We start from the raw sequence: 22,794 nt of genomic DNA on the forward strand, positions 1-22,794 counted from the left end.
CGCACCGCCGCAGTCCGCTCTACGCGCCCCCTCCCCGCCGCTCAGGCCGCGCCCCACCCTCCCGCGTAAGCGCTCCGGCGCCCCGCCGGGACCGGGTGGGCCGATGGCGCATACGCTGGAGCTATGACGGATGCGCGCAGGGGGCAGGTGGCGGGGCTGCCGGACTTCGGCCGCTGCGCCGTCATGGGCGTCGTCAACGTCACCCCCGACTCCTTCTCCGACGGCGGCCTCTGGTTCGACTCCGCGGCCGCGATCAAGCACGGCATCGACCTCGTCGCCACCGGCGCGGACATCGTCGACGTCGGCGGCGAGTCCACCCGCCCCGGCGCGCCCCGCGTGGACGAGGACGAGGAACTGCGCCGCGTCCTCCCCGTCGTACGGGGCCTCGCGGCCGAAGGCGTCCTCGTCTCCGTCGACACCATGCGCGCCACGGTCGCCGAACAGGCGGTCGCCGCCGGCGCCCGCCTCGTCAACGACGTCAGCGGCGGCCAGGCCGACCCCGCGATGGTCCCGGCGGTCGCCGCGACCGGGGTGCCGTTCGTCGTCATGCACTGGCGCGGGCAGTCCATCGACATGAACAACCGCGCGGTCTACGAGGACACCGTCACCGAGGTCGTCGACGAACTCCGCCGCAGCCTGGACCGGGCCGTGGCGGGCGGTATCGATTTCGAGCGGATCATCGCCGACCCGGGCCTCGGCTTCGCGAAGGCGGCGCCGCACGACCTGGTGCTGCTGAACAGCCTCGCCCGGCTCCGCGCGGGTTTGGAACGTCCGCTGCTGGTCGCGGCGTCGCGCAAGCGGTTCCTGGGGCGCATCCTGGCCGGCCCCGACGGTTCGCCGCCGCCGGCCCGCGAGCGGGACGCCGCGACGGCGGCGGTGTCGGCGATAGTGGCACGCGAGGGCGCGTGGGCGGTACGGGTCCACGAGGTCCGGCCGACGGCGGACGCGGTGCGGGTCGCGTCGGCGCTGGAAGGGGCGTAGCGGGGCTTACGGGCCGCGTACCCGAATCCGTATGGTGAGAGCCCGGCCGTGCGGTCGGCGATCTTTGTCAGAGCAGCGGCCTACCCTAGGGCGGGAGTGCGGGGGACGGGCGACGTCGCACAAGACCTGTGTCGCGTTCATAGCCCGTTCGAGTCGCTGTCACCCCCCATACCGCTGTCCCGTCGACCCTCCCCGTAGACGCGGCCCCACCCCACACCACGGCCGTGAGCAGCCCCGGTCGTCCGGCGTGTCAGCAGGCGCGGGTACATTCGATCGAGGGTCCAGGGGCAGGGCCGAGCATCAGACCACCACCGCTTCGACCTCAGCGAGCCCACCGGCACCGGACATCGACCGAAACGAGCAGCCGAAGACACAAGCGCACAAGCAACCGACGCAAGGCGCACGAACCAGGCACAGGAACAAGGCACAGGAACAAGGTTCAAGGGCATCAGCACAGAACGGCGCCAAGACGCAGAAGGTGAGGCGAGCGAGCCATGACCCAGGCCGACCGAGTCGCGCTGCGCGGCCTCAGGGCCCGCGGCCACCACGGCGTCTTCGCGCACGAGCGCGCCGAGGGCCAGCCCTTCGTCGTCGACCTCGTCCTCCACCTCGACACCCGCCCCGCCGCTGCCACCGACGACCTGGCGCGGACCGTGCACTACGGCGTCGTGGCGGAGGAGACCGTGGCCATCGTCGAGGGCGAGCCGGTGGACCTGATCGAGACGCTCGCCGAGCGGATCGCCGCGCAATGCCTGGCCCACGCGCCCGTGCAGCAGGTGGAGGTGACGGTGCACAAGCCGGACGCGCCGATCACCGTTCCGTTCGACGACGTGACCATCACCATCACCCGAAGCAGAGGTTGACCATTGAATCGCAGCGACCCGACCGTGCAGCCAGTGCCGCATTCCGTGGTCGAGCAGGTCGACGCGGCCGACTCGACCCTGCAGAACCCCAAGCTCGCCGTGCTCTCCATCGGCAGCAACCTCGGCAATCGCCTGGAGACCCTCCAGGGCTCCGTCGACGCCCTGGAGGACACCCCCGGTCTCCGCGTCAAAGCCGTCTCACCCGTCTACGAGACCGACCCCTGGGGCGTCGAGCCGGGCAGCCAGCCGACGTTCTTCAACGCCGTCCTGATCGTACGGACCACCCTCCCGCCCGCCTCGCTGATGGAGCGGGCGCACGCCGTGGAGGAGGCGTTCGCGCGCGTACGGGACGAGCAGTGGGGTCCGCGCACGCTGGACGTCGACATCGTGGCGTACCAGGGCGTCGTCTCCGACGACCCCGCCCTCACCCTCCCGCACCCCCGCGCGCACGAGCGCGCCTTCGTCCTCGTCCCGTGGCACGACGTGGACCCCGCGGCCGAGCTGCCGGGGCGCGGGCCGGTGGCCGAGCTGCTGGCGCAGGTCGGCGCGCAGGGCGTGCGTCCGCGTACGGACCTCGAACTGCGGCTCCCGGACTGAGCGCATCGTGCCGGCCCTGCGGGGCTACGATTTCCGGGGGTTCTGGGAGGAGCGCGTTCGGTGAGGCAACTGCACGTCGGGATGTTGGCCGGCATCTTCGTGGTGGCGGGGGTGCTGTCCTGGGCGGGGTCCCGGCTGTGGAACTCGGTGGGGACGCTGCCGAGCGTCCCCGTCGCCGCCCCGGTCGTCCTCGCCCTGATCGCCACCATCCTGACGGCGACCGCGCTGTCCATCCGCTCCCGCCTCGCCGCCCAGCGCGGGCGCGTACCGCACGCGAAGGGCGTCGACCCGCTGATGGCCGCGCGCGCGGTGGTGCTGGGCCAGGCGAGCGCGCTGGTCTCGGCGCTGGTGGCGGGGGCGTACGGGGGGCTGGGGCTCTTCCTGATCCTGGACGGGCTGGACTACGGTACGCGCCGCTCCCAGGTGGTGTATGCGGCGCTGTCGGTGGTCGCGGCGGCGCTCGTGGTCGGGGCGGCGTTCTTCCTGGAGCGGGTCCTGAAGCTGCCGGACGACGAGGACGAGGACGACCGCACCCCACCGCGCCGCTAGCGCCCGTTCCGTACGACCACGACCACGGTCACGGTCGTGGTCGTACGGAACGGGCGCACCCTGCCGCGGCCCTAGGGGTCGTTCCGTACGGCCGCTAGGCTCGATGGCATGACTGCCGCGCCCACCGGAGACGCCGCGCCCGCCGCACGCACCGCCCCGCTGACGGTCGGCATCGGGGGCGCGGCCGAGCAGACCGACATGGTGCTCAACATCGGCCCGCAGCACCCCTCGACCCACGGCGTGCTGCGGCTGCGCATGGTCCTGGACGGCGAGCGCATCGTCTCGGCGGAGCCGGTCATCGGCTACATGCACCGCGGCGCGGAGAAGCTCTTCGAAGCCCGCGACTACCGCCAGATCATCGTGCTCGCCAACCGCCACGACTGGCTGTCGGCCTTCTCCAACGAACTGGGCGTCGTCCTGGCCGTCGAGCGCATGCTCGGCATGGAGGTGCCGGAGCGGGCGGTGTGGCTGCGTACGCTCCTCGCCGAGATGAACCGGGTGCTCAACCATCTGATGTTCCTCGGCTCGTATCCCCTCGAACTCGGCGGCATCACCCCGATCTTCTACGCGTTCCGCGAACGCGAGGATCTGCAGGCCGTCATGGAGGAGGTCTCCGGCGGGCGGATGCACTACATGTTCAACCGCGTCGGCGGCCTCAAGGAGGAACTGCCCGCCGGCTGGACGGACCGGGCGCGCGCGGCCCTGCGCGCGACGCGCGCGCGGATGGACGTCTTCGACCGCCTCGTCCTCGGCAACGAGATCTTCCGCGGCCGCACGCGCGGCGTCGGCGTGCTGCCGCAGGGGACGGTGCACGCGTACGGCGTGAGCGGTCCCATAGGGCGCGGCTCGGGGGTCGACTTCGACCTGCGGCGCGACGAGCCGTATCTGGCGTACGGGGAACTGGGCGGCACGCTGCGCGTCGTGACCCGCGAGGAGGGCGACTGCCTGGCCCGCTTCGAGGTGCTGCTGGAGCAGACGCACAACTCCCTCGATCTGGCCGACGCCTGCCTCGACCGGCTGGCGGAGCTGCCGCCCGGGCCGGTGAACCAGCGGCTGCCGAAGGTGCTGAAGGCGCCGGAGGGGGAGACGTACGCCTGGACGGAGAACCCGCTGGGGCTCAACGGCTACTACCTGGTGTCGAAGGGCGAGAAGACGCCGTACCGGCTGAAGCTGCGCTCCGCGTCGTACAACAACATCCAGGTGCTCACCGAGCTGCTGCCGGGGACGCTGGTGGCGGACATGGTGGCGATCCTGGGGTCGATGTTCTTCGTGGTCGGGGACATCGACAAGTGAGGAAGAAAGGGGGCGAATCCCCGTTCAGCTCGCCTGCTCCAGGTCGATGACGCGGCCGACGGGCCCGTGGGGGTCGTCGTCGGGGTCGTCGGCCTCGGAGGACGCCGGAACGGCGTCGGAGCCGGCCTCCGCCCCCTTCTCGGCCCCGGCCTCCGCCTCGGCCTGGGCTTCGGCGAGGACTTCGGGACCGACGACGTCGGCGAGGTCGGTGCCGGCGTCCCCGGGCTCGTCGGGCCCGGAGCGGTGGCCGCCGCCGGCCCGGCGGCCGGACGCCGGGGGAGGGATCTCCCGGGGCTGCGACCGCTGCGGCCGGGAGAAGTAGCTGAAGCCCGCGGCGTCGCCGGAGGGCGCCTGCTCGTGGGTCTGCCCGTGGCCCTGCCGGGCGGCGTTGCCGGCGAGGTTGTCGAGAGCGTGGGAGGCGCGCAGGTACTGGCTGAGGGAGGGCGGCCCGATCTGCGGCCGCGACCCGGCGGGCGGCAACTGCTTGACGGGCGTCGCCGCCTCGATGGCCAACTGCCGCCGCCCTTCGAGCGCGGCGGCGCGCTCGGACTCGGCGTTGGCGTACCGGGCGAGCAGCGCGGCGTGGTCCGTACGCAACCGGGCGAGGTCGCCGTGGCGCGCCCCGAGCCGCTTCTCCAGTTCCCCGCGTATGCGCCGCGCCTCCTCGAGGTCGCGCTTGAACTCGGCGAGCTTCTCCTCATGCTCCCGCTCGGCCCGCGCCCGCGCCCCGGTCGCCTCGGTCACCTGGAGGGCGGCCATCCGGTCCCGCAACCGCATGAGCGCCGAGGCCCCCACCGCGGCCCCGGCCGCCCCCACGGCCAGCCACCGCACGGCGCCCCCGTCCCCGGAAACCAACCAGGCCCCGGCCGCGCAACCCAGCGCGACCGCGGCGAACGACACGGGCGGCAGGAGCCCGCGCATCGGCGAGGAGAAGCGGTGGCGTCCACGTGGCATAGTCCGCAACTTACCGCGGAGATGTCCCAAATGGAGCAGCCCCCAACCAATCGTTTCCCCCCGGTTACGTCCCAGCCACCCCACCACCCCCACCCCGGCCGTTGGCGGGAGCACCGGCGCCCCGGCGATCACGGGCACCACGATCGGGCGAGAGTGCCAATGGAATTCCACCCGTTCCCCAAATCTGGTGAATGCCCCTGAGAGACGAATCCGACGGAGAGAACGGAACCGTCGGGGCAGACTCATCCGAGACCGACCGCGTGCTCGACTCGCGGAGTGACGGGGGCCGGCCGGGCAGGGGGCGTTGGCTTGTTTGGAGCGAGCAGCCATTGAAATTCCATTCATTGCCGGAAGAGGCAATGCCTGACGGAAAGTCGACGGTGGTGTGACTGAATCAACCTCCGGTAGCGTCCCTCCCACAGAGATCCCGATCCCCCCGGAGCCGACGTGAAGCGCCGCCACCTCCCCACCTCCGCAGCGGCCGTTGCCGTGCTGAGCCTGTTCCTCGCCGCCTGCGGTGGAAGCGACGACGATTCGAACGCGGACGACAAGATCAAGGGCGCCGATTCGGCCACCCCGACCTCGTCACCGAGCGAACCGGCCTCGGGGAGACCGGAGATCAAGCTGCCGGACGAGGCGAAGAACGTCTTCGAGGACTGGGGAAGCAGCGACCCCGAGAAGGACGCCGTCCTACGCGACAGCGCGCAGATGATCGACTCCATCGACGACGCCATCTTCAAGGGCACTACGGAGACGGAGGCGTTGGACTTCTACTTGGTTGGTGCTGCTCGCCAGAACGCGACTGATTACATCAAGGGTTATCTGAACGAGAGCCATGCCTGGGCTGGAACGACGCGTTTCACCGTCAGGGAAGTGAGCAAACGTGACGACGGCGCAACGGTGGTCATCTACTGCTCGGATGAGAGCGACTCCTACATCACCGATGCCAAGACAGGCAAGCCCATCAAGGATTCTTCTGGTGGGTCCAGCGCCTACGTTCTCTATAACACTCGTTACGAAAAGAACAAACTCGGCGTCTGGCAGATGACCGACGGAATCTCTGAACGAGGTGCCGAACAGTGCGAGTCGTGAAGTGCTTACCGGCACTCTTAGGTTCGCTGGTGATGGCCGCATTTTTGGGCGTGACTCCGGCCCAAGCTCAAGGCGGCGGAAGGGGGAACGGAGGGAACTTCCTCGCGCCTCCCGCTGAGAAGGGCGGTTCAAATGACGGTAAGATCTCCGCGCAGGCAGGAGCCAAAGTCTCCTACTCTCCCAGCAAGGGAAATGCTGGTGATGGCGGCGGAGCGCTGACGCCTGTCGGAGACTGGTCTCCCCCGGCCTGTTGGTACGCGCCGAAGTGGACCGCGGAAGAGGCGGCGCAAACCCGCTTCGACGGGATGGTCGATTTGAGCCCCCAGCATGACCCGGACACTGCGAAGGCGATGAAGGGCAAGTACATCGACGGAAAACATGGCCCTTTCAACGTCGAGAAGAATGACCAAGGCTACTGGTGGGGTGTGTATAAGGACCCGAACCAGTCGGACAGCCCTGACGCCCTCGACTGCGCCGTGACGCCGTTCTGGGTTGATGACGGGGATGACCCGCCCGCTGAGGTCGAGAACACCATCAACCCTGAGATCCTCGCTCAGCTCGCCTACGAGCAGATCCGCATTCCTGAAGCCACGCCGACTCTCCAACCCGACAATGACCGGCAGGTGGTGAACCTCCCCACCTGGGTGTCCCTGGATGACGCCTCCTTCCGCCCGGTGTCTGTCACCGCGTCCGTCGACGTGCTCGGTATCTCCGCCACCACCACCGCCACACCTGGCCGTCTGCGCATCGATCCCGGCACCGACGACGCCCTTACGTACCCCGAGTCCGGTGAATGCCCCCTCAACGACGACGGCAGCGTCGGCCAGAAGCGACCGGCCGAAGCCGAGGGTTCGCCGCCGTGTGGTGTGCGGTATCTCCGGTCCACCGAGGCAACGGGGCCGTACGCCTTCGAAGGCACCGTCACGTGGGACGTGACCTGGACCGGGACCAACAACCCTGAGCCCACCGAACTTCCCTCCGGGACGTTCGGCACCGCGCAGGACGTGACCGTGAAGGAAATCCAGTCCGTCGTCCGCTGATTGTTCGCGTGCCCGGCCCGCGGACCAAAGAGGGACCGAAGGGCTTCTCGGAGCCGGCTGCATCGAATCCGGCGGAAAGGAACGAGATGGCTGACTTAAAGATCAAGGGTGAGGCTCTTGACGAACTGCATCACACATTCACCACCATCGCCAAGCGCATGGCCCGCGCCGGCCGGTCGATGAAGGGTGCGGACAGCGAGTCCGTCGGGGCCTGGATGCTGATACGGAAGGTGCAGGACTTCGCCGACGAGTGGGATTACGGCATCGAGCAGTTGGGGAAGCATGCCGATGGAGCGGCGCAGATGCTGCGGAAGATCGCCAAGGACTTCGACGGGCTGGAACGCGAGCTAGAGGCGGCCCTTCAGCCCAAGGGGAGCTGAAGTGGGCGACAAGGACTTCCCCCACCTCGGGTTCGACCCGGCGCCCGGCAACGTCCACGACACGCGGCAATTATCCCGGACTCTCGGCGTGCTCGCCGATGAACTGGGCACCACCGTGACGGAGTTGGAGCGTATCGACGGCGGCCAGTGGAAGGGCAAGGCGGCGACCGCGTTCACCGATCACGTGGCCGAGGACGTGGCGCCCGACATCAAGCGGGCGCACACCTCGTTCGACAAGGCGGCCACCGCACTGCGCCGCTGGGCCGTAGACCTGGAACGCTTCCAGGACGAGGCGCTGAGCCTGGAGCGTGAGGCCGGGCGCAAGCAGGATGCCTTCGCCGAAGCGAATCGCCTGGTGGCCGCCGGCGCGGGGATGCAGCATCTTGATGCGCAGCCGGTGGGCGGTGGTTCGGACGATCGCGAGGTGGATCAGCAGGAGAAGCGGCAGAAGAAGCGGGAGGCCGCCGCCGAGGCTGCGGGAGAAGCGCTCGACGACGTACGGAAGCGGGCGGAGGACCTGCGCGAGCGCTACTACACGGCGGCCGATGCGATCTGCCGGCAGTTGGACACCGCGGCGGACATAGCCCCCGACGAGCCGGGGTTGTTCGACCGGATAGCCAGCGGTGTATCGGACGTGCTGGGCGACACCCTCGACTGGGTCCAGGACCACGCGGACCTGATCAAGGCGATCGGCGACGTTCTCAGCTACGTCACCGCCGCACTCGCAGTGCTCGCCATCGTCACCGCTCCCTTCGGGATCGGCGCGGCCTTCGCGACGGCCGCGCTGATCACGGGCGGGCTCACGCTGGCCACGCACGGAATCGCCAAGGCGGCGGGCGCGGACGTGAGCTGGACGACCATTGGCCTGGATGCCCTCGGAGTCATTCCTGTCGCGGGGGCGTTCACGAAGGGCGCGAAGCTGGCCAGCCTTGAGGCGGCACAAGCACGTGTAGTGCAGCTCGGTACGAACTACGCCGCCGATGCGCACATTGCGCGCAACTTCGTCTCGTGGGGTGCAGCTGCCGGAAAGGTCGAGGATGGCTTCAAACCATTCAAGGGCGTGGCACTTTGGGGACGAAAGGAGGTCGGCCTCGTGACATCCAAGGGAAGCGATCTGCACAGCCGGATTCTCGGGATTGCACAGCAGGGCTACGGGAGCGGTCAGTTGATCGGCACCAAAGGGCTCAGCGCTGTGAGTTTCAGCCATGTCACCATCGATCCGTTCTCCGTCGGCGGGCGCATGCTGGACTCTGGGTTGAAGATGGCGCCGAAGCTGGTGACCATCCCTCAACACATTGGTGTTGATGTGAACATCGGTGATCGTTTTGAAGCCGCCTTCGGCGGATGAGGAGAGGGTGGATCATGGCAGCCTGGGAGCCGCGCAGGGGGGAGACGTTACTCAGCCGCGGGCCGGTTGAGTTCGCTACGGGGATGGCGGCACCGGTTTCCGGTATGCGGTGGTTCCGGGACACCGAGCGTCGTGATATCCAGCACGAGTTGCCGGGGTGGCCCGAGGGGCCGACTTACGCCGTGCGCAGCCGGGCGGACCGGAACGTACGGAATACGGCCAGGAAGGCAGGCGTCGTGGGCCATACGTTCGTCGCCCTGACTGCGGGCATCTTGGGGGCCGTGGGATCTCCGTTCGGCGAGCCCAGGGTTCGCGGTAAGAGCGAGGATCCGGGGAACGAGGTCGACGACTTCCCTGTCCTGTGGGCACAAGAGGGCGGGATCGCCAGAACTCTTCCGTGGCAGGCCGATCCCGCGCGCCGCCCGGCAAACTACCGGACACACCTGATCATCACCGATGCCCGCCTGGTGATGGTGGGCTTTCCCGATAACCAGACGTCCCGTGACGAACCCCTCTGGGAGGCGCAGCGGTCGTCCGTCGCCCAGGTCGAGCGCAAGAAGTTCAGTGAGGGGCGTCGGAACTTCACGATCACGTTCACCGACGGCTCGTGGTGCCGACTCCATTCATACAGCGAGAATGCGGTGAACCGTATCCTTCGGCACCTCTCGTCCGACTTGCTCCCGGCCGATCAGCTCACTTCGGCCCAGCAGAAGGCCATCGACGCCTATCTGGCGGAGCGTGCGCAATCCGATCGAAAATCCGGCGGATCAGGAACCGTGTATCCCTACGGCATCGTCACCAGACGGCCCAGCGGTAACCTCCTCTTCGAAGCCTGGTCCGACTCTGCGGATCCGGTCAACGGTATCGCCGGGGCCACTATGCACTTGATGAGCCCAGAAGGTGGACACCCCACATTGCAGCCCGGTGACCTCGACTGAATCGGTGACATATGCCTACGACTCCCCCCGAACCCGATGCCATACCCCCTGTCTGGTTCTCCGTCCCCGACGGGTTCCACTCCCTGCCCATCGCCGCCACCCCGGAGGAACGCGCCGCCCTGGCCGACGGGTTCGTACGGGAGCTCTTCCCCAATGGTGACGACGCCCTCTGGGCCTCCACCGCGCCGTACTACGCCGGGATGGGGGAACTGATGGGGAGTTGCGGGCATGAGTACTCGGCGTTGGGGCTGTTCGCCCGGGACGAGGGCGGGGTCGCGCATTGTGCGTTCAACGTGGGTGCGGTGGAGAGTCGGCATCCGTCCGCCGAGGCCGCCGCCACCGGGGTGCGGGAAGTGCTCGTACGGGATTCGACGAACGACGTGCGGTGGCTCGACCTGCCCTGCGGGCCCGCCGTTTCCTCTGTGACGCTACGGGAGTTCACCGTGCCCGCGGAGCTCGCGGCCGACGGTGAGGAGACCAAGCTCCGCGCCGGGCAGATCCAGATCCACGTTCCGTTTCCCACCGGGCCGTACATCGGCGTGTTCACGCTCGACACCGCCTCCATGGACTACTGGGGCGAATTCTGCGAGATGACCGCCGTCGTCATGCAGACCGTCAGCTTCTCCCCGCCCCAGGAGTAGGCGTCGGCGTCAGCAGGTGTTCTGGCGGGAGTTGACCAACTGGACGTTGCGCACGGTCAGGTTGTCGGCGCACGGGCTCTCGTTGATGGCGGAGTTCGTCACCGTCAGGTTCTGGAGCGTGATGTCCCGGGAGTTCGCGAACTCCGAGCGGGCCGCGATACGGATGTCCCCGGGGCCGGCTACGGAACCGCTCTGGCCGGCGATGGTGACGTTGTAGCAGTTCTCCAGCAGGATCGCGTTGTTGCCCGTGTCCGCGATGTCGACGCGGTCGATGACCGCGCCGCCGCTCTCCGAGACGCAGAAGACGCCGCGGCCCCCGCCGCGGGCGATGACCTGGCCGACGCGGATGTTGGTGCCGTAGCTGTCGCCGATGCGGCCGTTGCGGTTGGCCATGCGGAAGGCGGCGTAACCGGTGCCCGTGCCCGCGTCGACGGCGTCGACGGTGCCGATCGTTGCGTTGGTGGTGTCGTTGAGCAGCAGGCCGGACCCGCCGACATCGCGGGCGGTGACCGTGCCGACGGTGAGGTCGTCGACGCCGTATGTCTCGACGGCGTGGGTGCTCGTGCCGGAGACGTAGACGTTGCCGATGTCGATGTTGCGCGCGGGGACGCTGGTGTCGCCGTGGTTGTCGATGCGGATGCCGAGGCCCGCGGACAGGCGCATGTCGATCTGGCCGAGGGTGACGTCCGTGACGCTGCGCATGAAGATGCCGTAGAGCGGGGCGCCCGTGACGTTGAGGTGCTGGACCTCGACGTCCGTGACGCCGCGGGCGTAGACGGGCGCGCGGTCGCCGGAGCCGGAGCCCGTGACGTCGATGGTGCCGCAGACGTCGAGGGCGGTGTGGCTGGGGAGGGAGAGGCGGGCGTTGGCGCTCATCGTGCCGGAGCCGCGGACGACGACCCGCTCCTTGGACGTACGACCCGGGGTGAGGCTGCCGACGGCGGCGCTCATGGCCGACAGCATGTCGTCGCCGGTGTAGACGACGGAACTGCCGCGGCGGGCGGTCCACGTGCTGCCGCTCTTCACCGCTTCCGCGTGGTACGAACCGTCCCCGCAGGCCAGCGGCGCGGGCGCGGGCTCCTCGCCATGCGCGCTGCTCGGGACCGTCAGCGCGGCGGCCACCGCGCCGAGTGCCGTCAGGCAGGCGGCGGTGAGCGCGGCCCCGCGCCTGCGGCGGGTGTGCGAGGGACCGTGGGTGCTGCGGGGCTTGCCTGGCGCCATGGTCGACCAACTCCCGGGTGGTGGGCAGTGCGTGCTGCGCACGTGAGTTGGTTGCCGCCCGAGCCGGATCGGTTGCCCGTTCCGCAGACATATCCGTGGGTCCCGCCGGGCCGGTCTGCCCCGGCCCGGCGGGAGTGCTCGCCTGGCGAGCCGTCTACGCGTTGCCTGACGAGCCTGACGAGCCTTACGAGCCGATGAGGTTCTTGGCCTCCAGGTACTCCTGTGCCGCGTCGGCTGGCTTCATCCGCTCCGCGTCCACCTTGCGGTTCAGCTCGATCAGGTCCTCCGTCGTGAGCACCTGCGTGAGCTTGTCCAGCGTGGCGGCGATCTCCTTCGTGCCCGCCTCCTTGGCGTTGACGACCGGGAGGATGTTGTCCGCGTTCTGCAGGCCCTTGTCGTCCTCCAGGAGCACCAGGTCGAAGTCGTCCAGCGTGGCGTCCGTGGTGGTCGTCAGGACGAGCTGGTTCGTGCCGTCCTGGACCGACTGCTTGGCCGCCGGGGTGCCGACGCCCAGGGGGTCGATCTTGGTGATGTCGATGTCGTACGTGTTCTCCAGGCCCGGCTCGCAGAACGGGCGCTCCGGGCACTCGTCGCCCGCCGCGAGGCGAATGCCGTCGCCGGTCTTGCCGAGGTCGCTGAGGGTCTTGAGGTCGTTCTCCGCGGCGAAGTCCTTGGAGACGGCGAAGGCGTTCTGGTCGAGGGCGTCGCCGGCTTCGAGCACCTTGAGGCCGCGGGGCTCGGCGAGCTCGCGCAGGGCGGTCACCGTTTCGCCGGCGTCGTTCGACGCGACGGGGTTCTTCTCCGGAGCCTCTACGCCGTTCTCCTTCGCGTTCAGGAACTCGGCGAGGGTCGCGGCGTACTCCGGGAAGACGTCGATGCTGCCCTTCTCCAGCTCCGGCTCGTAGAGCTCGCGGTTCTCCAGCTTCTTTATCGTGACGTCGTAGCCGGCGTCCTTCAGCATCGCCGCGTACAGCTCGGCCGTCACCGTCGAGACCGTGAACCCGGCCTGGCCCACCACCAGGGATGACTTGTCGTCGTCCGGGGAGTCCGTGCCGCCCTTTTCCTCCAGGCTGTCGCCGCCGCAGGCCGCGAGCCCCGCGGTGAGGGCGGCGGCGGCCAGCACCGAGGCGGCGGCGCGGGCGCGAACGCGATTGGTGATCAAGGGATTCTCCATCCGTTGGGAGTCGATATTCGTGGCATCGCTCTGCCAGAGGGTGTGGGATTTCGTGTGATTCGGTTGATTCTTTCCGGAGGAGAATGCCGGTGTTATCCGCACGCCGGCGTCACGTGAGACGGCGCTGCGCTGCGCACGACATGACGCCGAACTTTACAGCGACGCCGGCGCGGGCTTCTGTTCCCCCGGCGGTACGTCCGCCCCTTCCGTCCCCGGCGCTGCCAGGTCGTCCCCCGGCGTCCGCCGCCCGCGGCCGCGGCGGCCGTCGTGGCGGCCGCGCATCGGATCGAGGAGCCGCCCGGCGACGGCGAGCACGACCTCCAGGACCAGGGCCAGCACCGCCACCAGGAAGGCGCCGGCGACCACCATCGGGGTGTTGTACGTCCGGAAGCCCGCGGTGATGATCCGGCCGAGGCCGCCGCCGCCCGCGATGGCCGCCAGCGTGGCGGTCGCGACGACCTGCACCGTCGCCGACCGCAGGCCGGTCATCACCAGCGGATAGCCCAGCGGCAGCTCGACCCGGCCCAGCAACTGCGGCCCGGACATGCCCATGCCCCGCGCCGCCTCCACCACGTCCCGGTCGGCCTCGCGGATGCCCACGTAGGCGTTCGTCAGCAGCGGCGGCACCGCGAAGAGCACCAGGGCGATGACCGTCGGCCAGTCGCCGTGCATCCGCAGCGGGGTGAGCATGAGCAGGCCGAGCACCGCGAGCGTGGGCACGGCACGGCCGACGTTCGAGATGTTGATCGCGAGGGTGCCGCCCTTGCCGATGTGGCCCAGCCAGAACGCGATCGGCAGCGCGATGGCGCAGGCGATGGCCAGCGACATGCCCGTCAGGTACAGATGCTCGCCCAGCCGCACGCCGATGCCGGTCGGGCCCGACCAGTTCGACCCCGTGGTCAGCCACGTCCACGCGTCCGCGATGGTGCCCATCAGGCCGTCTCCTTCTGCCGCCCTGCGGTCCTCGCGCGGAATCTGCCGCCGCCCCCGCCGCGCCGCTGCGCCCGCGTCCACGGCGTCAGCAGCCGCTGCAGGCCCAGGATCAGCAGGTCCGCCAGCACGGCGAGCAGCACGCACAGCACCGATGCCGTCAGCACCTGTGCCTTGAAGAGGGTGCGCATGCCGTCGACGATCAGGTTGCCCAGGCCGCCGTAGCCGATGATGCCGCCGACCGTCGTCATCGCGATCGTCGACACCGTCGCCATCCGCAGCCCGGCCATGACGGCGGGCAGCGCGAGCGGCAGCTCGACGGCGAAGAGCAGGCGCGTCTGCCCGTACCCCATCCCGCGGGCCGCCTCCCGTGTCTCCGCCGGCACGGAATCGAGGCCGGCCAGGAGATTGCGGATGAGGATCGTCAGCGAATAGAGCACGAGGCCCGTGACGACCACGGACGCCGAGATGCCCATGATCGGGACCAGCAGGGAGAACATCGCGAGCGACGGAATCGTGTACAGCACCGTCGTCAGGCCGAGCACGGGGCCCGTGAGCACCCGCCATCGGCGGGCGATCAGGGCCAGCGGGAAGGAAACCAGCAGGCCGATGCCGACCGACGCCAGCGTGATCCAGACGTGCTGGACCGTGGCGTCGACGAGCTCGTCGCTGCGGCTGCGGACGTATTCACCGCAGATCCACTCGTTCGCTGCCAGGCAGCCGGAGGCTTTCACGCCACCGCTCCTTCCCGTAGGCAGCTCTATTAGACCCCCCGCCACTGACACCGGAAGCGGGAGGGCGGGGCAGAATGAGGAAACATGATCCGATTCGAGCACGTGACCAAGCGGTACCCCGATGGGATTACCGCGGTGGACGACTTGTCGTTCGACGTCGCCGAGGGCGAGCTGGTGACGCTTGTCGGCCCGTCCGGCTGCGGCAAAACCACCACTCTGAAGATGGTCAACCGGCTCATCGAGCCCACCAGCGGCCGTATCGAGGTCGACGGGCAGGACGTCATGGCCACCGACCCGGTCGAGCTGCGCCGCCACATCGGCTACTGCATCCAGAACGTCGGCCTTTTTCCGCACAAGAACGTCCTCGACAACACGGCCACCGTGCCCCATTTGCTGGGCACGCCGCGCGACAAACGGCTGAAGCGGGCCGCCGAGCTGCTGGAGCTGGTCGGCCTCGACCCGCACGAGCACGGCCGCCGCTATCCCGACCAGCTCTCCGGCGGCCAGCGCCAGCGCGTCGGCGTGGCGCGGGCGCTGGCGGCGGACCCGCCGGTGCTGCTGATGGACGAGCCGTTCGGGGCGGTGGACCCGGTGGTGCGCGAGCACCTGCAGAACGAGTTCCTCAAGCTGCAGGCGCGCATGCGGAAGACCGTGCTTTTCGTCACACACGACATCGAGGAGGCGGTACGCCTCGGTGACCGCATCGCGGTCTTCGGGAACGGGAAGATCGAGCAGCTCGACTCGCCGGCGGCCGTCCTGGGCGCGCCCGCGACCCCGTACGTGGCCGACTTCGTCGGCGCCGACCGGGGCCTGAAACGGCTGTCGGTCACCGAGATAGAGCTCGGCGACCTGGAGCAGCCGCCCGTGGTCCGGCTCGACGATGACGCGCGCGGTGCCGCGGCGGCGCTACGGGACGGGGGCGCGCGCTGGGCGGTCGTGCTGGACGGCGAGGGCGAGCTGCACGGGTGGGTCGCGGCCGACGAGATCGCCAAGGGCGGCGCGGTCTCCGACTACGCCCGGCGGATGGACGCCTGGCTGCCGCTGGGGGCGAGCCTGAAGAAGGCGTTCGCGACGATGCTGCAGTACGACGCCGGGTGGATCGCGGTGGTGGACGACGAGCGGACGGGCCGTTTCGCGGGCGTCCTGACGCCGGCGAGCCTGCACGAGGCGCTGCGGCGGTCGATCGACGCGGACGCGCGCGCGGTCGCGCGGGCGGAGGTGGAACTGGACTCGCTGCCCCAGCTCTGAGGCGCGACGGCGGGGGCGAGGGGAGCGGCGGTACGGGCGCGGGCGCCGCGGGTCCCGTACGGGCCGTGCGACGCCGCTGCGCGGCCCGTACGGGATCCGCGGTGTCAGGGGAGGACCGGGGCGATGCCCACGTGGTGGGCCAGCCACGTGAAGCCCCCGAGCCCCGCGGGGTCGAGGAGCTCGGCCGCCTGCCCCGCGGTGGCGAGCCGCCGCAGGTAGCCGGCCGGGTCGGTCGACGCGAGCGCCAGCGGCGGCCGGCTCCCGTCGAGCCCGAGCCCCCGCAGCGCCTCCCGCTGTGACATGAGCAACGCCGGTCCGCCCCGCTCCGGCGCCGCGGCGGCCACCGCGTCCAGCGCCACGTGCGCCGTCACGTCGCAGCTTCCGTCCGGGACCGGCCTCACCTCCTGGCCGTCGCGGAACGCCGTCAGCGTGCCGTACGGGGGGCGGGCGGCCCGGGTGTGGGCGTAGTCCGCGGTCAGCGCCAGGCCGGCGGTGAGCGTCGTGACCGCCGCCGACCACGCCGCGTCGCGCGGGGCGCCGATCTCCGCGCGGCTGCCCGGCGGCGCACCCGCCAGCGGCCACCAGCGGCGCAGCCACTCCGCGTCCGCGCCCCCGACCTCCGCGCCCAGCCGCTCCGTGCCGTCCGCCGCGACCTCCACGTACCGCGGCACACCCTCCCCGTCCGTCTCCGCGACCTCCACCGGCACGTTGTCCAGCCACTCGTTGGCGAACAGCAGCCCCCGCACCCCCTCCGGCGGCCGCGTCAGCCACGTGATCCGCTCGTCCGGCTCCTCCGGCGGCGGGCCGACCTCCACCGCGTACGCCCGCAGCCGCCCGGGTCCCTCGTACGCCGCCAGCACCCCCGTGAGCAGCTCTCCCCGCCCCGCTCCGACGTCCACCACGTCCAGCTCCGCCGGCCGCCCCAGCGCGACCGCCGTCCGCCGCACGAGCTCCGCCACCGCCGCCGCGAAGAGCGGCGAGGCGTGCACCGAGGTACGGAAGTGCGCCGCGGCCCCGGTGCCGGGCCCGCCCCGGCGGTAGAAGCCCTCCGGCCCGTACAGCGCCCGCCGCATGGCCTCCCGCCAGCGCAGCCCGCCACTCGCGCCCGAGCCCCCGCCGGATGCCGTCTCCGGGCCGGGCTCCGAACCCGCCTGCGAGCCCGCCACGGGCCCAGCCCCCGCCTCCGCGCCCGCGTCCCGTCCGCCCGTCCCACCGTTCTCCACAGGCGCATCCTCCACCCTGCGGAGTAGATGCATGAGCCAGGGATCGCCCCGCGGACTGACTCCCGCTTACGCGCGCGTGCCTACGCTGGGTGACGTGCAACGTGTCTACGATTTCCTCCGCCGTCATCCGACGCTGGTCGACAGCTTCTGGGCTGTCTGCCTCGTCCTGATGACCGGTGCCTGGCTGATCGCCGTGGACACGGCCCCCGAGGACAACGAACACGCCCCTCTCACCGACGTCGCGAAGACGATCGCGCTCGTCATCGGCATCGGCTACGCCGTCGTCGTCGCCCTGCGCCGCCGTTATCCCGAGCGCATGCTGCTCGTCGCCGGCGGGCTCGGCGTCGTGCAGGTCGTGGTGGATTCGAGTCCCGGCCCGGCGAACTTCGCCATGCTCGTCGTCATCTTCACCGTCGCCGCGGGCGACGTGCCCTGGGCGTCGCGGCTGGCGCTCATCGGCGCCGCCGTCGCGCCCGTGGTCAACCAACTGCGGTGGCCTTCCGCCAGCGAGAACTTCGTCCAGCAGACCGTCGGCCTCGCCTTTCTGACGGTCCCGTTCCTGCTCGCCTGGGTGCTCGGCGACTCGCTGCGCACCCGCCGCGCCTACTACGCGCAGCTCGAGGAACGGGCCGCCCGCCTGGAGCGGGAGCGGGAGACGCAGTCGCGGATCGCGGTCGCGGCCGAGCGCGCGCGGATAGCCCGCGAGCTGCACGACGTGGTGGCGCACAACGTCTCCGTCATGGTCGTGCAGGCCGACGGCGCCGCGTACGTGCTGGACAGCGCGCCGCAGCAGGCCAAGGAGGCGCTCACGACGATCTCCGGCACCGGCCGGCAGGCGCTGGCGGAGATGCGCCGGCTGCTCGGCGTGCTGCGCACCGGTGACCCGGGCGCGGGCAGCGAGTACGTGCCGCAGCCCGGCGTGGAGCAACTGGCGGAGCTGGTCGAGCAGGTACGCGGCGCGGGGCTCACGGTCTCGTTCGAGGTGGCCGGCTCGCCGCGGGAGCTGCCGAGCAGCATCGAGCTTGCGGCGTACCGCATCGTGCAGGAGGCGCTCACCAACACCCGCAAGCACGGCGGCCCCGAGGCGGGCGCCGCGGTGCGGCTGACGTACGCGGACGGCGAACTGCAGGTGCTCGTCGAGGACGACGGCCGCGGCTCGCTGCCCGAGTTGTACGAGGAGGGCGGCGCCGACGGCCAGGGCCACGGCCTCATCGGCATGCGCGAGCGCGTGGGGATGACAGGCGGCGAGCTGGACGCGGGGCCGCGGCCCGGCGGCGGCTTCCGGGTACGCGCGGTGCTGCCGCTGAAGACGGCCGCCTGACCGGCCGCGGGAACCCGGGGCGGCCCACGCCGCCCCGAGGAGAGAGAAGGGACTCACGTGACGATCCGGGTCATGCTCGTGGACGACCAGGCGCTGCTGCGCACCGGCTTCCGGATGGTGCTGGCCGCCCAGCCCGACATGGACGTCGTCGCGGAGGCCGGGGACGGCGACGAGGCGGTGCAGCTCCTCGCCGTCACGAAGGTGGACGTCGTGCTCATGGACGTACGCATGCCGCGCCTCGACGGTGTCGAGGCGACGCGGCGCATCTGCGCGGACAAGCCGGCGGAGGCGCCGCCGAAGGTGCTGATCCTGACCACCTTCGACCTGGACGAGTACGCCTTCTCCGCGCTGCAGGCCGGGGCGTCGGGCTTCATGCTCAAGGACGTGCCGCCCGGTGACCTGCTGAGCGCGATCCGGGCCGTGCACAGCGGCGACGCGGTCGTCGCGCCGAGCACGACGCGGCGGCTCATCGACCGGTTCACGGCCGTGATGCCCGCCCCGGCGGGGGAGCGGGCGCACCCGGAGCTGAGGCGGCTGACGGACCGGGAGCGCGAGGTGCTGCTCCTGATCGCACAGGGGCTGTCGAACGGGGAGATCGCGGCGCAACTGGTGCTGTCGGAGGCGACGGTGAAGACACATGTGGGGCGGATCCTCACGAAGCTGGAGCTGCGGGACAGGGTGCAGGCGGTGGTCCTGGCCTACGAGACGGGTCTGGTACGGGCCGGAGGCTGACGGCGGACGGAAGCCCGCCGCGGGCGTACGGGCACGCCGCAGGAACCGCCGGCCCGCCGGGACCAGCGGCCCCGAGCCGTCCGGCGTGCGGAAGGCCGTGCGCGACGCGGCGCCGCCCCGTCTCAGCGCAGCAGGCCCTCCAGCAGCGACCCGCCCAGGCGGGCGACCGCCGGCAGCGACAGTTCGTACTGCACGTACCGCCCGCGGCGCCGCGTGACGACCAGCCCGGCCCTCTTCAGCACCGCCAGGTGCCGGGAGACCTCCGGCGCCGTCAACTGATGCACGGCGGCCAGCTCGCCCGTCGTCGTCGGCGTCCGCGAGATGGTGCGGCAGAGCCGGAGCCGCACCGGGTGCGCCAGCGCTTCGAGCCGCAGTTGCAGCGTCTCCAGCGTCGGCGCCCGGGGCAGGTCCGGCGACGGTATGGGGTACTGGATCACCGGCTGCCAGCCCGGCGCGTACACCACGAGCACGTGCGGCCAGCCGAACGCCGTCGGCAGGAAGGTCACGCTCTCGCTCGCGACCGCGCCGCCGTTGCTCAGCTTGTCCGCGACGATCCGGACCGAGCCGTCCTCGCCCTCGTCGAGCCGGAGCGCGCTCGACACGTCCGCCAGCGTCGCCGCCAGGCCCTTGCGCCGCAGCAGGTCCGTCTTGTGCCGGGCGTCCGCGGCCAGCGAGTGGCGCACCTGCTCCCACGTCTCGTCGAAGAACGCCTCCGCGCAGTCCTCGAAGAGCCGCCGCAGCCACAACCGCAGCCCGTCGGGGTCGGCGAGCATCCGCTCCACGAACGCCGCCTGCCGCGGGCCCCGGGCGGCCGCGCGCTCGATGGCGATCCGGCGGACCACCGGGTCGGTGTGCGGCGAGGGGCTGCCGTGCTGGTACGCCGGGTTGCAGACGATCTCGAACGCGGCGGTCACGAACATGTCGTCCGGTATCCGGTCGAGCGCGTCCAACTCCTCGGCGAGGGTGGCTCCCGGCGCGGCGGGCAGCAGGATGTCGGCCCGCCCGGCGCTCCACAGGAACTCCCCCTCGCTCAGCCGGTCCGCGAGCCCGGGGTCGAGCGCCGCGGCGGTCGCGGTCGTCCATTCGGCCGCCCCCGGGTGGTGCCCGGGCGCGGCGAGCGCGTGCAGGGCGGCGCCCAGCTCGGCGAGCGGGGAGGGCGTGAAGCCGATGCGCTCGACGGCCAGGCCGGTGATGTCGAGGGTGACGCTCATGAATCCATGGTCGGGTACGGGACTGACAGCGCCGGGGGCCGCGGGCCCCGTACCCGCTCCACCAGCGCCCCCGCCTCCCGCGCGACGTCCTCCGCCGACCACGCCAGCCCCGGCTCCGTCACCGTGACTTCCGTCACGGAGATCCCCGGCGGGTCCCCCGGCTCCGTCCACACCCGGAACAGGCACGTCCCGGTCTCCGCCGCCAGCGCCGTCCCCGCGTCCATCAGCGCCTCCGCCCCGTACGGCAGCCAGACCTGGAACTGGTGCGTGTGCGGCACCCCGGGATGCACGCGGAAGAACGGCACCCCGGCCCTGGCGAACCCCTCCCGCAGCGCCTCCGCGACGACCCGCGCGTGCGTCACGTACGACGGCAGCCGCGGCAGCTCCCGCTGCAGCCCCTCCAGTGCGGCCAGCGCCGCCGGCCACTGCTGGAACACCTGGCCGCCGTACCGGTGCCGCCACGCCCGCGCCTCCTCCACGAACCCCGCGGGGCCCGCCAGCGCCGCGCCTGACAGCCCGCCCAGCGACTTGTAGTACGAGACGTACACGCTGTCCGCGAGCCCCGCGATCTCCGCCAGCCCGCGCCCGAGGTGCGTCGTGCACTCCCACAGCCGGGCGCCGTCGAAGTGGACGACCGCCTCCCGCTCCCGCGCCGCCGCGACGACCTCCTCCAGCTCCTCCCACTCCGGGAGCACGAACCCCGGCTCGCGCATCGGCAGCTCCAGCATGAGCGTGCCGAAGGGCTCGCCCAGCGCCCGTACCTCCGCCGCCGTCGCGGCCCGCGGCGCACGCGTGGGGTGCACGGTGCGCAGCCCGGTGACCACCGCGTACGCCGACCGCTCGTGCACCTCCAGGTGGGCCAGCGGGTGCGAGGCGACGACGCGGCTGCCGGTGCGCTCCGCCCAGCAGCGGAGCGCGACCTGCTGCGCCATGGTGCCGGTGGGGAAGAACGCCGCGTCCTCGCAGCCGAGCAGCTCCGCCGTGCGCTCCTCCAGCTCGCCGACGATCCCGCCGGCGTAGACGTCGACCTGCTGGCCGAGGTCGACGCCGCCGGGCCTGGCGGTGGCGAGGCGGGCCAGGCGTGCGGAGATGGTGGGGAGGGAGGCCGAGAGGGTGTGCTCGGCCGCCGCCCACGTCGCGCGCCTGCGGGTCATGAGGTCGTCCGCGTCCGTCATGGGCCCAGATCATGCCCGCCGCCGTGCCCCCGCCACACCGGGTTTACGCACCGGCCGCCCCTCCGCGCGGGGCGGCACGCGCGCGTAGGGACACGGGCCGCCCCACCTACGCGCGTACGCGCGCAGGACGCACTCGTGCCCGTACAGCGTGCTCAGACACACACCGGCAGCCGCCCCGGCCGCAAGTACCATGAACCCGTACGTCCGGTACCCGAAGCGGACTGGAACGGAAGGCGACGTGAACCCCAGCCCCACCCCCGAGCCGCAGGAGAAGCCCGCCCGGCTCGCCGTCGGCGTGGTCGGCGCCGGCCGGGTCGGCCCGCCGCTCGCCGCCGCGCTCGCGCTGGCGGGCCACCGCCCCGTCGCCGTGCACGCCGTCTCCGACGGCGCCCGCAGGCGGGCCGACGAACTGCTGCCCGACGTGCCCGTCACCGAGCCCGCCGAGGTGCTGGCCCGCGCCGACCTCGTGCTGCTCACGGTGCCCGACGACGTGCTGCCCGGCCTCGTCGAGGGCCTGGCGAGCACCGGCGCCGTACGGCCCGGGCAACTGCTCGTGCACACCTCGGGACGGTACGGTGCCGCGGTGCTGGAGCCCGCCACCCGCGCGGGCGGGCTGCCGCTCGCGCTGCACCCCGCGATGACGTTCACCGGCACCGCCGTCGACGTCCAGCGCCTCGCCGGCTGCTCCTTCGGCGTCACCGCGCCGGGCGAGCTGCGTACGGCGGCGGAGGCCCTGGTCGTGGAGATGGGCGGGGAGCCGGAGTGGGTGGAGGAGGCGGCCAGGCCGCTGTACCACGCGGCGCTCGCCATCGGCGCCAACCATCTCGTCACGCTGGTCGCGCAGTCGATGGAGCTGCTGGCCAAGGCCGGCGTCGGGGCCCCCGACCGGATGCTGGGCCCGCTGCTCGGCGCCGCCCTCGACAACGCGCTGCGCAGCGGCGACGCCGCGCTCACCGGGCCGGTCGCGCGCGGCGACGCGGGCACCGTGGCGGCGCACATCGCGGAGTTGCGCGTGCACGCCCCGCAGGCCGTGCCGGCGTACGTCGCGATGGCCCGGGCGACGGCGGACCGCGCGCTGGCGGGCGGGCTGCTCAAGCCGGAGCTGGCCGAGGACCTGCTCGGGGTCCTCTCCGACGGAGGACGCTGAGG

At 71.4% G+C, this 22,794-nt stretch carries 23 protein-coding genes; 15 read left to right on the top strand and 8 right to left on the bottom strand.

The genetic code is table 11. From position 1 onward, the window contains the following. Positions 1–123: 123 nt before the first annotated feature. The 5 genes from folP (at position 124) to DMB38_RS19060 (ending at position 4,283) form a co-directional block, all read left to right on the top strand. On the top strand, positions 124–981 hold the full coding sequence (gene folP, locus DMB38_RS19040) for a dihydropteroate synthase (protein ID WP_125936197.1): 858 nt from the start codon (positions 124–126) through the stop codon (positions 979–981). 494 nt (positions 982–1,475) lie between these two features. Next, on the top strand, positions 1,476–1,844 hold the full coding sequence (gene folB, locus DMB38_RS19045) for a dihydroneopterin aldolase (RefSeq protein WP_125936198.1): 369 nt from the start codon (positions 1,476–1,478) through the stop codon (positions 1,842–1,844). Between the two features lie 3 nt (positions 1,845–1,847). Then, positions 1,848–2,441, top strand: a complete 594-nt coding sequence (gene folK, locus DMB38_RS19050; protein WP_125936199.1) for a 2-amino-4-hydroxy-6-hydroxymethyldihydropteridine diphosphokinase — start codon at positions 1,848–1,850, stop codon at positions 2,439–2,441. 60 nt (positions 2,442–2,501) lie between these two features. Next, complete coding sequence (locus DMB38_RS19055) at positions 2,502–2,990, top strand: DUF3180 domain-containing protein (RefSeq protein ID WP_164716038.1); 489 nt, start codon at positions 2,502–2,504, stop codon at positions 2,988–2,990. A 108-nt stretch (positions 2,991–3,098) separates the two neighbouring features. Beyond that, a complete protein-coding gene (locus DMB38_RS19060; protein WP_125936200.1) occupies positions 3,099–4,283 on the top strand; it encodes an NADH-quinone oxidoreductase subunit D in 1,185 nt (394 codons plus the stop codon). Between the two features lie 24 nt (positions 4,284–4,307). Here the strand turns inward: DMB38_RS19060 and DMB38_RS19065 are convergent, their stop codons facing one another. Continuing rightward, the gene (locus tag DMB38_RS19065) at positions 4,308–5,237 is read right to left on the bottom strand and encodes a hypothetical protein (protein WP_240662366.1); all 930 of its coding nucleotides are present in this window, start codon (positions 5,235–5,237) and stop codon (positions 4,308–4,310) included. Between the two features lie 447 nt (positions 5,238–5,684). On the opposite strand from DMB38_RS19065, the gene DMB38_RS19070 reads away from it, so the two are divergent. The 6 genes from DMB38_RS19070 to DMB38_RS19095 all read left to right on the top strand — a co-directional run bounded on the left by DMB38_RS19070 (position 5,685) and on the right by DMB38_RS19095 (position 10,676). After that, positions 5,685–6,329: a hypothetical protein gene (locus tag DMB38_RS19070; RefSeq protein ID WP_125936201.1), complete on the top strand. Its 645-nt coding sequence runs from the start codon at positions 5,685–5,687 to the stop codon at positions 6,327–6,329. A gap of 32 nt (positions 6,330–6,361) precedes the next feature. Then, positions 6,362–7,369, top strand: a complete 1,008-nt coding sequence (locus tag DMB38_RS19075) for a hypothetical protein (RefSeq protein ID WP_240662367.1) — start codon at positions 6,362–6,364, stop codon at positions 7,367–7,369. An 86-nt stretch (positions 7,370–7,455) separates the two neighbouring features. Continuing rightward, the gene (locus tag DMB38_RS19080; RefSeq protein WP_125936202.1) at positions 7,456–7,749 is read left to right on the top strand and encodes a hypothetical protein; all 294 of its coding nucleotides are present in this window, start codon (positions 7,456–7,458) and stop codon (positions 7,747–7,749) included. Between the two features lies 1 nt (position 7,750). After that, positions 7,751–9,097, top strand: a complete 1,347-nt coding sequence (locus DMB38_RS19085) for an enoyl-CoA hydratase/isomerase family protein (RefSeq protein ID WP_206337710.1) — start codon at positions 7,751–7,753, stop codon at positions 9,095–9,097. Positions 9,098–9,111: 14 nt separating this feature from the next. Further along, positions 9,112–10,035, top strand: a complete 924-nt coding sequence (locus DMB38_RS19090) for a hypothetical protein (protein ID WP_125936203.1) — start codon at positions 9,112–9,114, stop codon at positions 10,033–10,035. 11 nt (positions 10,036–10,046) lie between these two features. Beyond that, complete coding sequence (locus DMB38_RS19095) at positions 10,047–10,676, top strand: hypothetical protein (protein ID WP_125936204.1); 630 nt, start codon at positions 10,047–10,049, stop codon at positions 10,674–10,676. Between the two features lie 9 nt (positions 10,677–10,685). Here DMB38_RS19095 and DMB38_RS19100 read toward each other — a convergent pair whose 3' ends face one another. The 4 genes from DMB38_RS19100 to DMB38_RS19115 all read right to left on the bottom strand — a co-directional run bounded on the left by DMB38_RS19100 (position 10,686) and on the right by DMB38_RS19115 (position 14,735). After that, entirely contained in the window at positions 10,686–11,897 is a 1,212-nt protein-coding gene (locus DMB38_RS19100; RefSeq protein ID WP_125936205.1) for a right-handed parallel beta-helix repeat-containing protein, read from the bottom strand. A 184-nt stretch (positions 11,898–12,081) separates the two neighbouring features. Then, positions 12,082–13,020, bottom strand: a complete 939-nt coding sequence (locus DMB38_RS19105; RefSeq protein WP_125939135.1) for an ABC transporter substrate-binding protein — start codon at positions 13,018–13,020, stop codon at positions 12,082–12,084. Between the two features lie 204 nt (positions 13,021–13,224). Then, the gene (locus DMB38_RS19110; RefSeq protein WP_125936206.1) at positions 13,225–14,004 is read right to left on the bottom strand and encodes an ABC transporter permease; all 780 of its coding nucleotides are present in this window, start codon (positions 14,002–14,004) and stop codon (positions 13,225–13,227) included. Further along, a complete protein-coding gene (locus DMB38_RS19115) occupies positions 14,004–14,735 on the bottom strand; it encodes an ABC transporter permease (RefSeq protein ID WP_047017116.1) in 732 nt (243 codons plus the stop codon). The genes DMB38_RS19110 and DMB38_RS19115 overlap by 1 nt, the downstream gene beginning before the upstream one ends. An 84-nt stretch (positions 14,736–14,819) precedes the next feature. Here DMB38_RS19115 and DMB38_RS19120 point away from each other — a divergent pair, with 84 nt between their 5' ends. Continuing rightward, entirely contained in the window at positions 14,820–15,983 is a 1,164-nt protein-coding gene (locus tag DMB38_RS19120; protein WP_125936207.1) for a betaine/proline/choline family ABC transporter ATP-binding protein, read from the top strand. Positions 15,984–16,087: 104 nt separating this feature from the next. Here DMB38_RS19120 and DMB38_RS19125 read toward each other — a convergent pair whose 3' ends face one another. Beyond that, a complete protein-coding gene (locus DMB38_RS19125) occupies positions 16,088–17,206 on the bottom strand; it encodes an SAM-dependent methyltransferase (RefSeq protein ID WP_125936208.1) in 1,119 nt (372 codons plus the stop codon). 94 nt (positions 17,207–17,300) lie between these two features. Here DMB38_RS19125 and DMB38_RS19130 point away from each other — a divergent pair, with 94 nt between their 5' ends. Next, complete coding sequence (locus tag DMB38_RS19130; protein ID WP_125936209.1) at positions 17,301–18,527, top strand: sensor histidine kinase; 1,227 nt, start codon at positions 17,301–17,303, stop codon at positions 18,525–18,527. Between the two features lie 57 nt (positions 18,528–18,584). Further along, positions 18,585–19,259 (top strand): response regulator transcription factor, encoded by a 675-nt coding sequence (locus tag DMB38_RS19135; protein ID WP_125936210.1) that lies wholly within the window; start codon positions 18,585–18,587, stop codon positions 19,257–19,259. A 122-nt stretch (positions 19,260–19,381) separates the two neighbouring features. Here the strand turns inward: DMB38_RS19135 and DMB38_RS19140 are convergent, their stop codons facing one another. Together DMB38_RS19140 and DMB38_RS19145 are read right to left on the bottom strand one after the other, a co-directional pair. Beyond that, positions 19,382–20,470: a DUF5937 family protein gene (locus tag DMB38_RS19140; protein ID WP_125936211.1), complete on the bottom strand. Its 1,089-nt coding sequence runs from the start codon at positions 20,468–20,470 to the stop codon at positions 19,382–19,384. Then, the gene (locus tag DMB38_RS19145) at positions 20,467–21,645 is read right to left on the bottom strand and encodes a beta-eliminating lyase-related protein (protein ID WP_125936212.1); all 1,179 of its coding nucleotides are present in this window, start codon (positions 21,643–21,645) and stop codon (positions 20,467–20,469) included. The genes DMB38_RS19140 and DMB38_RS19145 overlap by 4 nt, the downstream gene beginning before the upstream one ends. Before the next feature lie 238 nt (positions 21,646–21,883). On the opposite strand from DMB38_RS19145, the gene DMB38_RS19150 reads away from it, so the two are divergent. Next, the gene (locus tag DMB38_RS19150; RefSeq protein WP_125936213.1) at positions 21,884–22,792 is read left to right on the top strand and encodes a DUF2520 domain-containing protein; all 909 of its coding nucleotides are present in this window, start codon (positions 21,884–21,886) and stop codon (positions 22,790–22,792) included. Positions 22,793–22,794: the final 2 nt, after the last annotated feature.

It is taken from the genome of Streptomyces sp. WAC 06738 (assembly GCF_003945505.1).
Classification (GTDB): Bacteria; Actinomycetota; Actinomycetes; order Streptomycetales; family Streptomycetaceae; genus Streptomyces.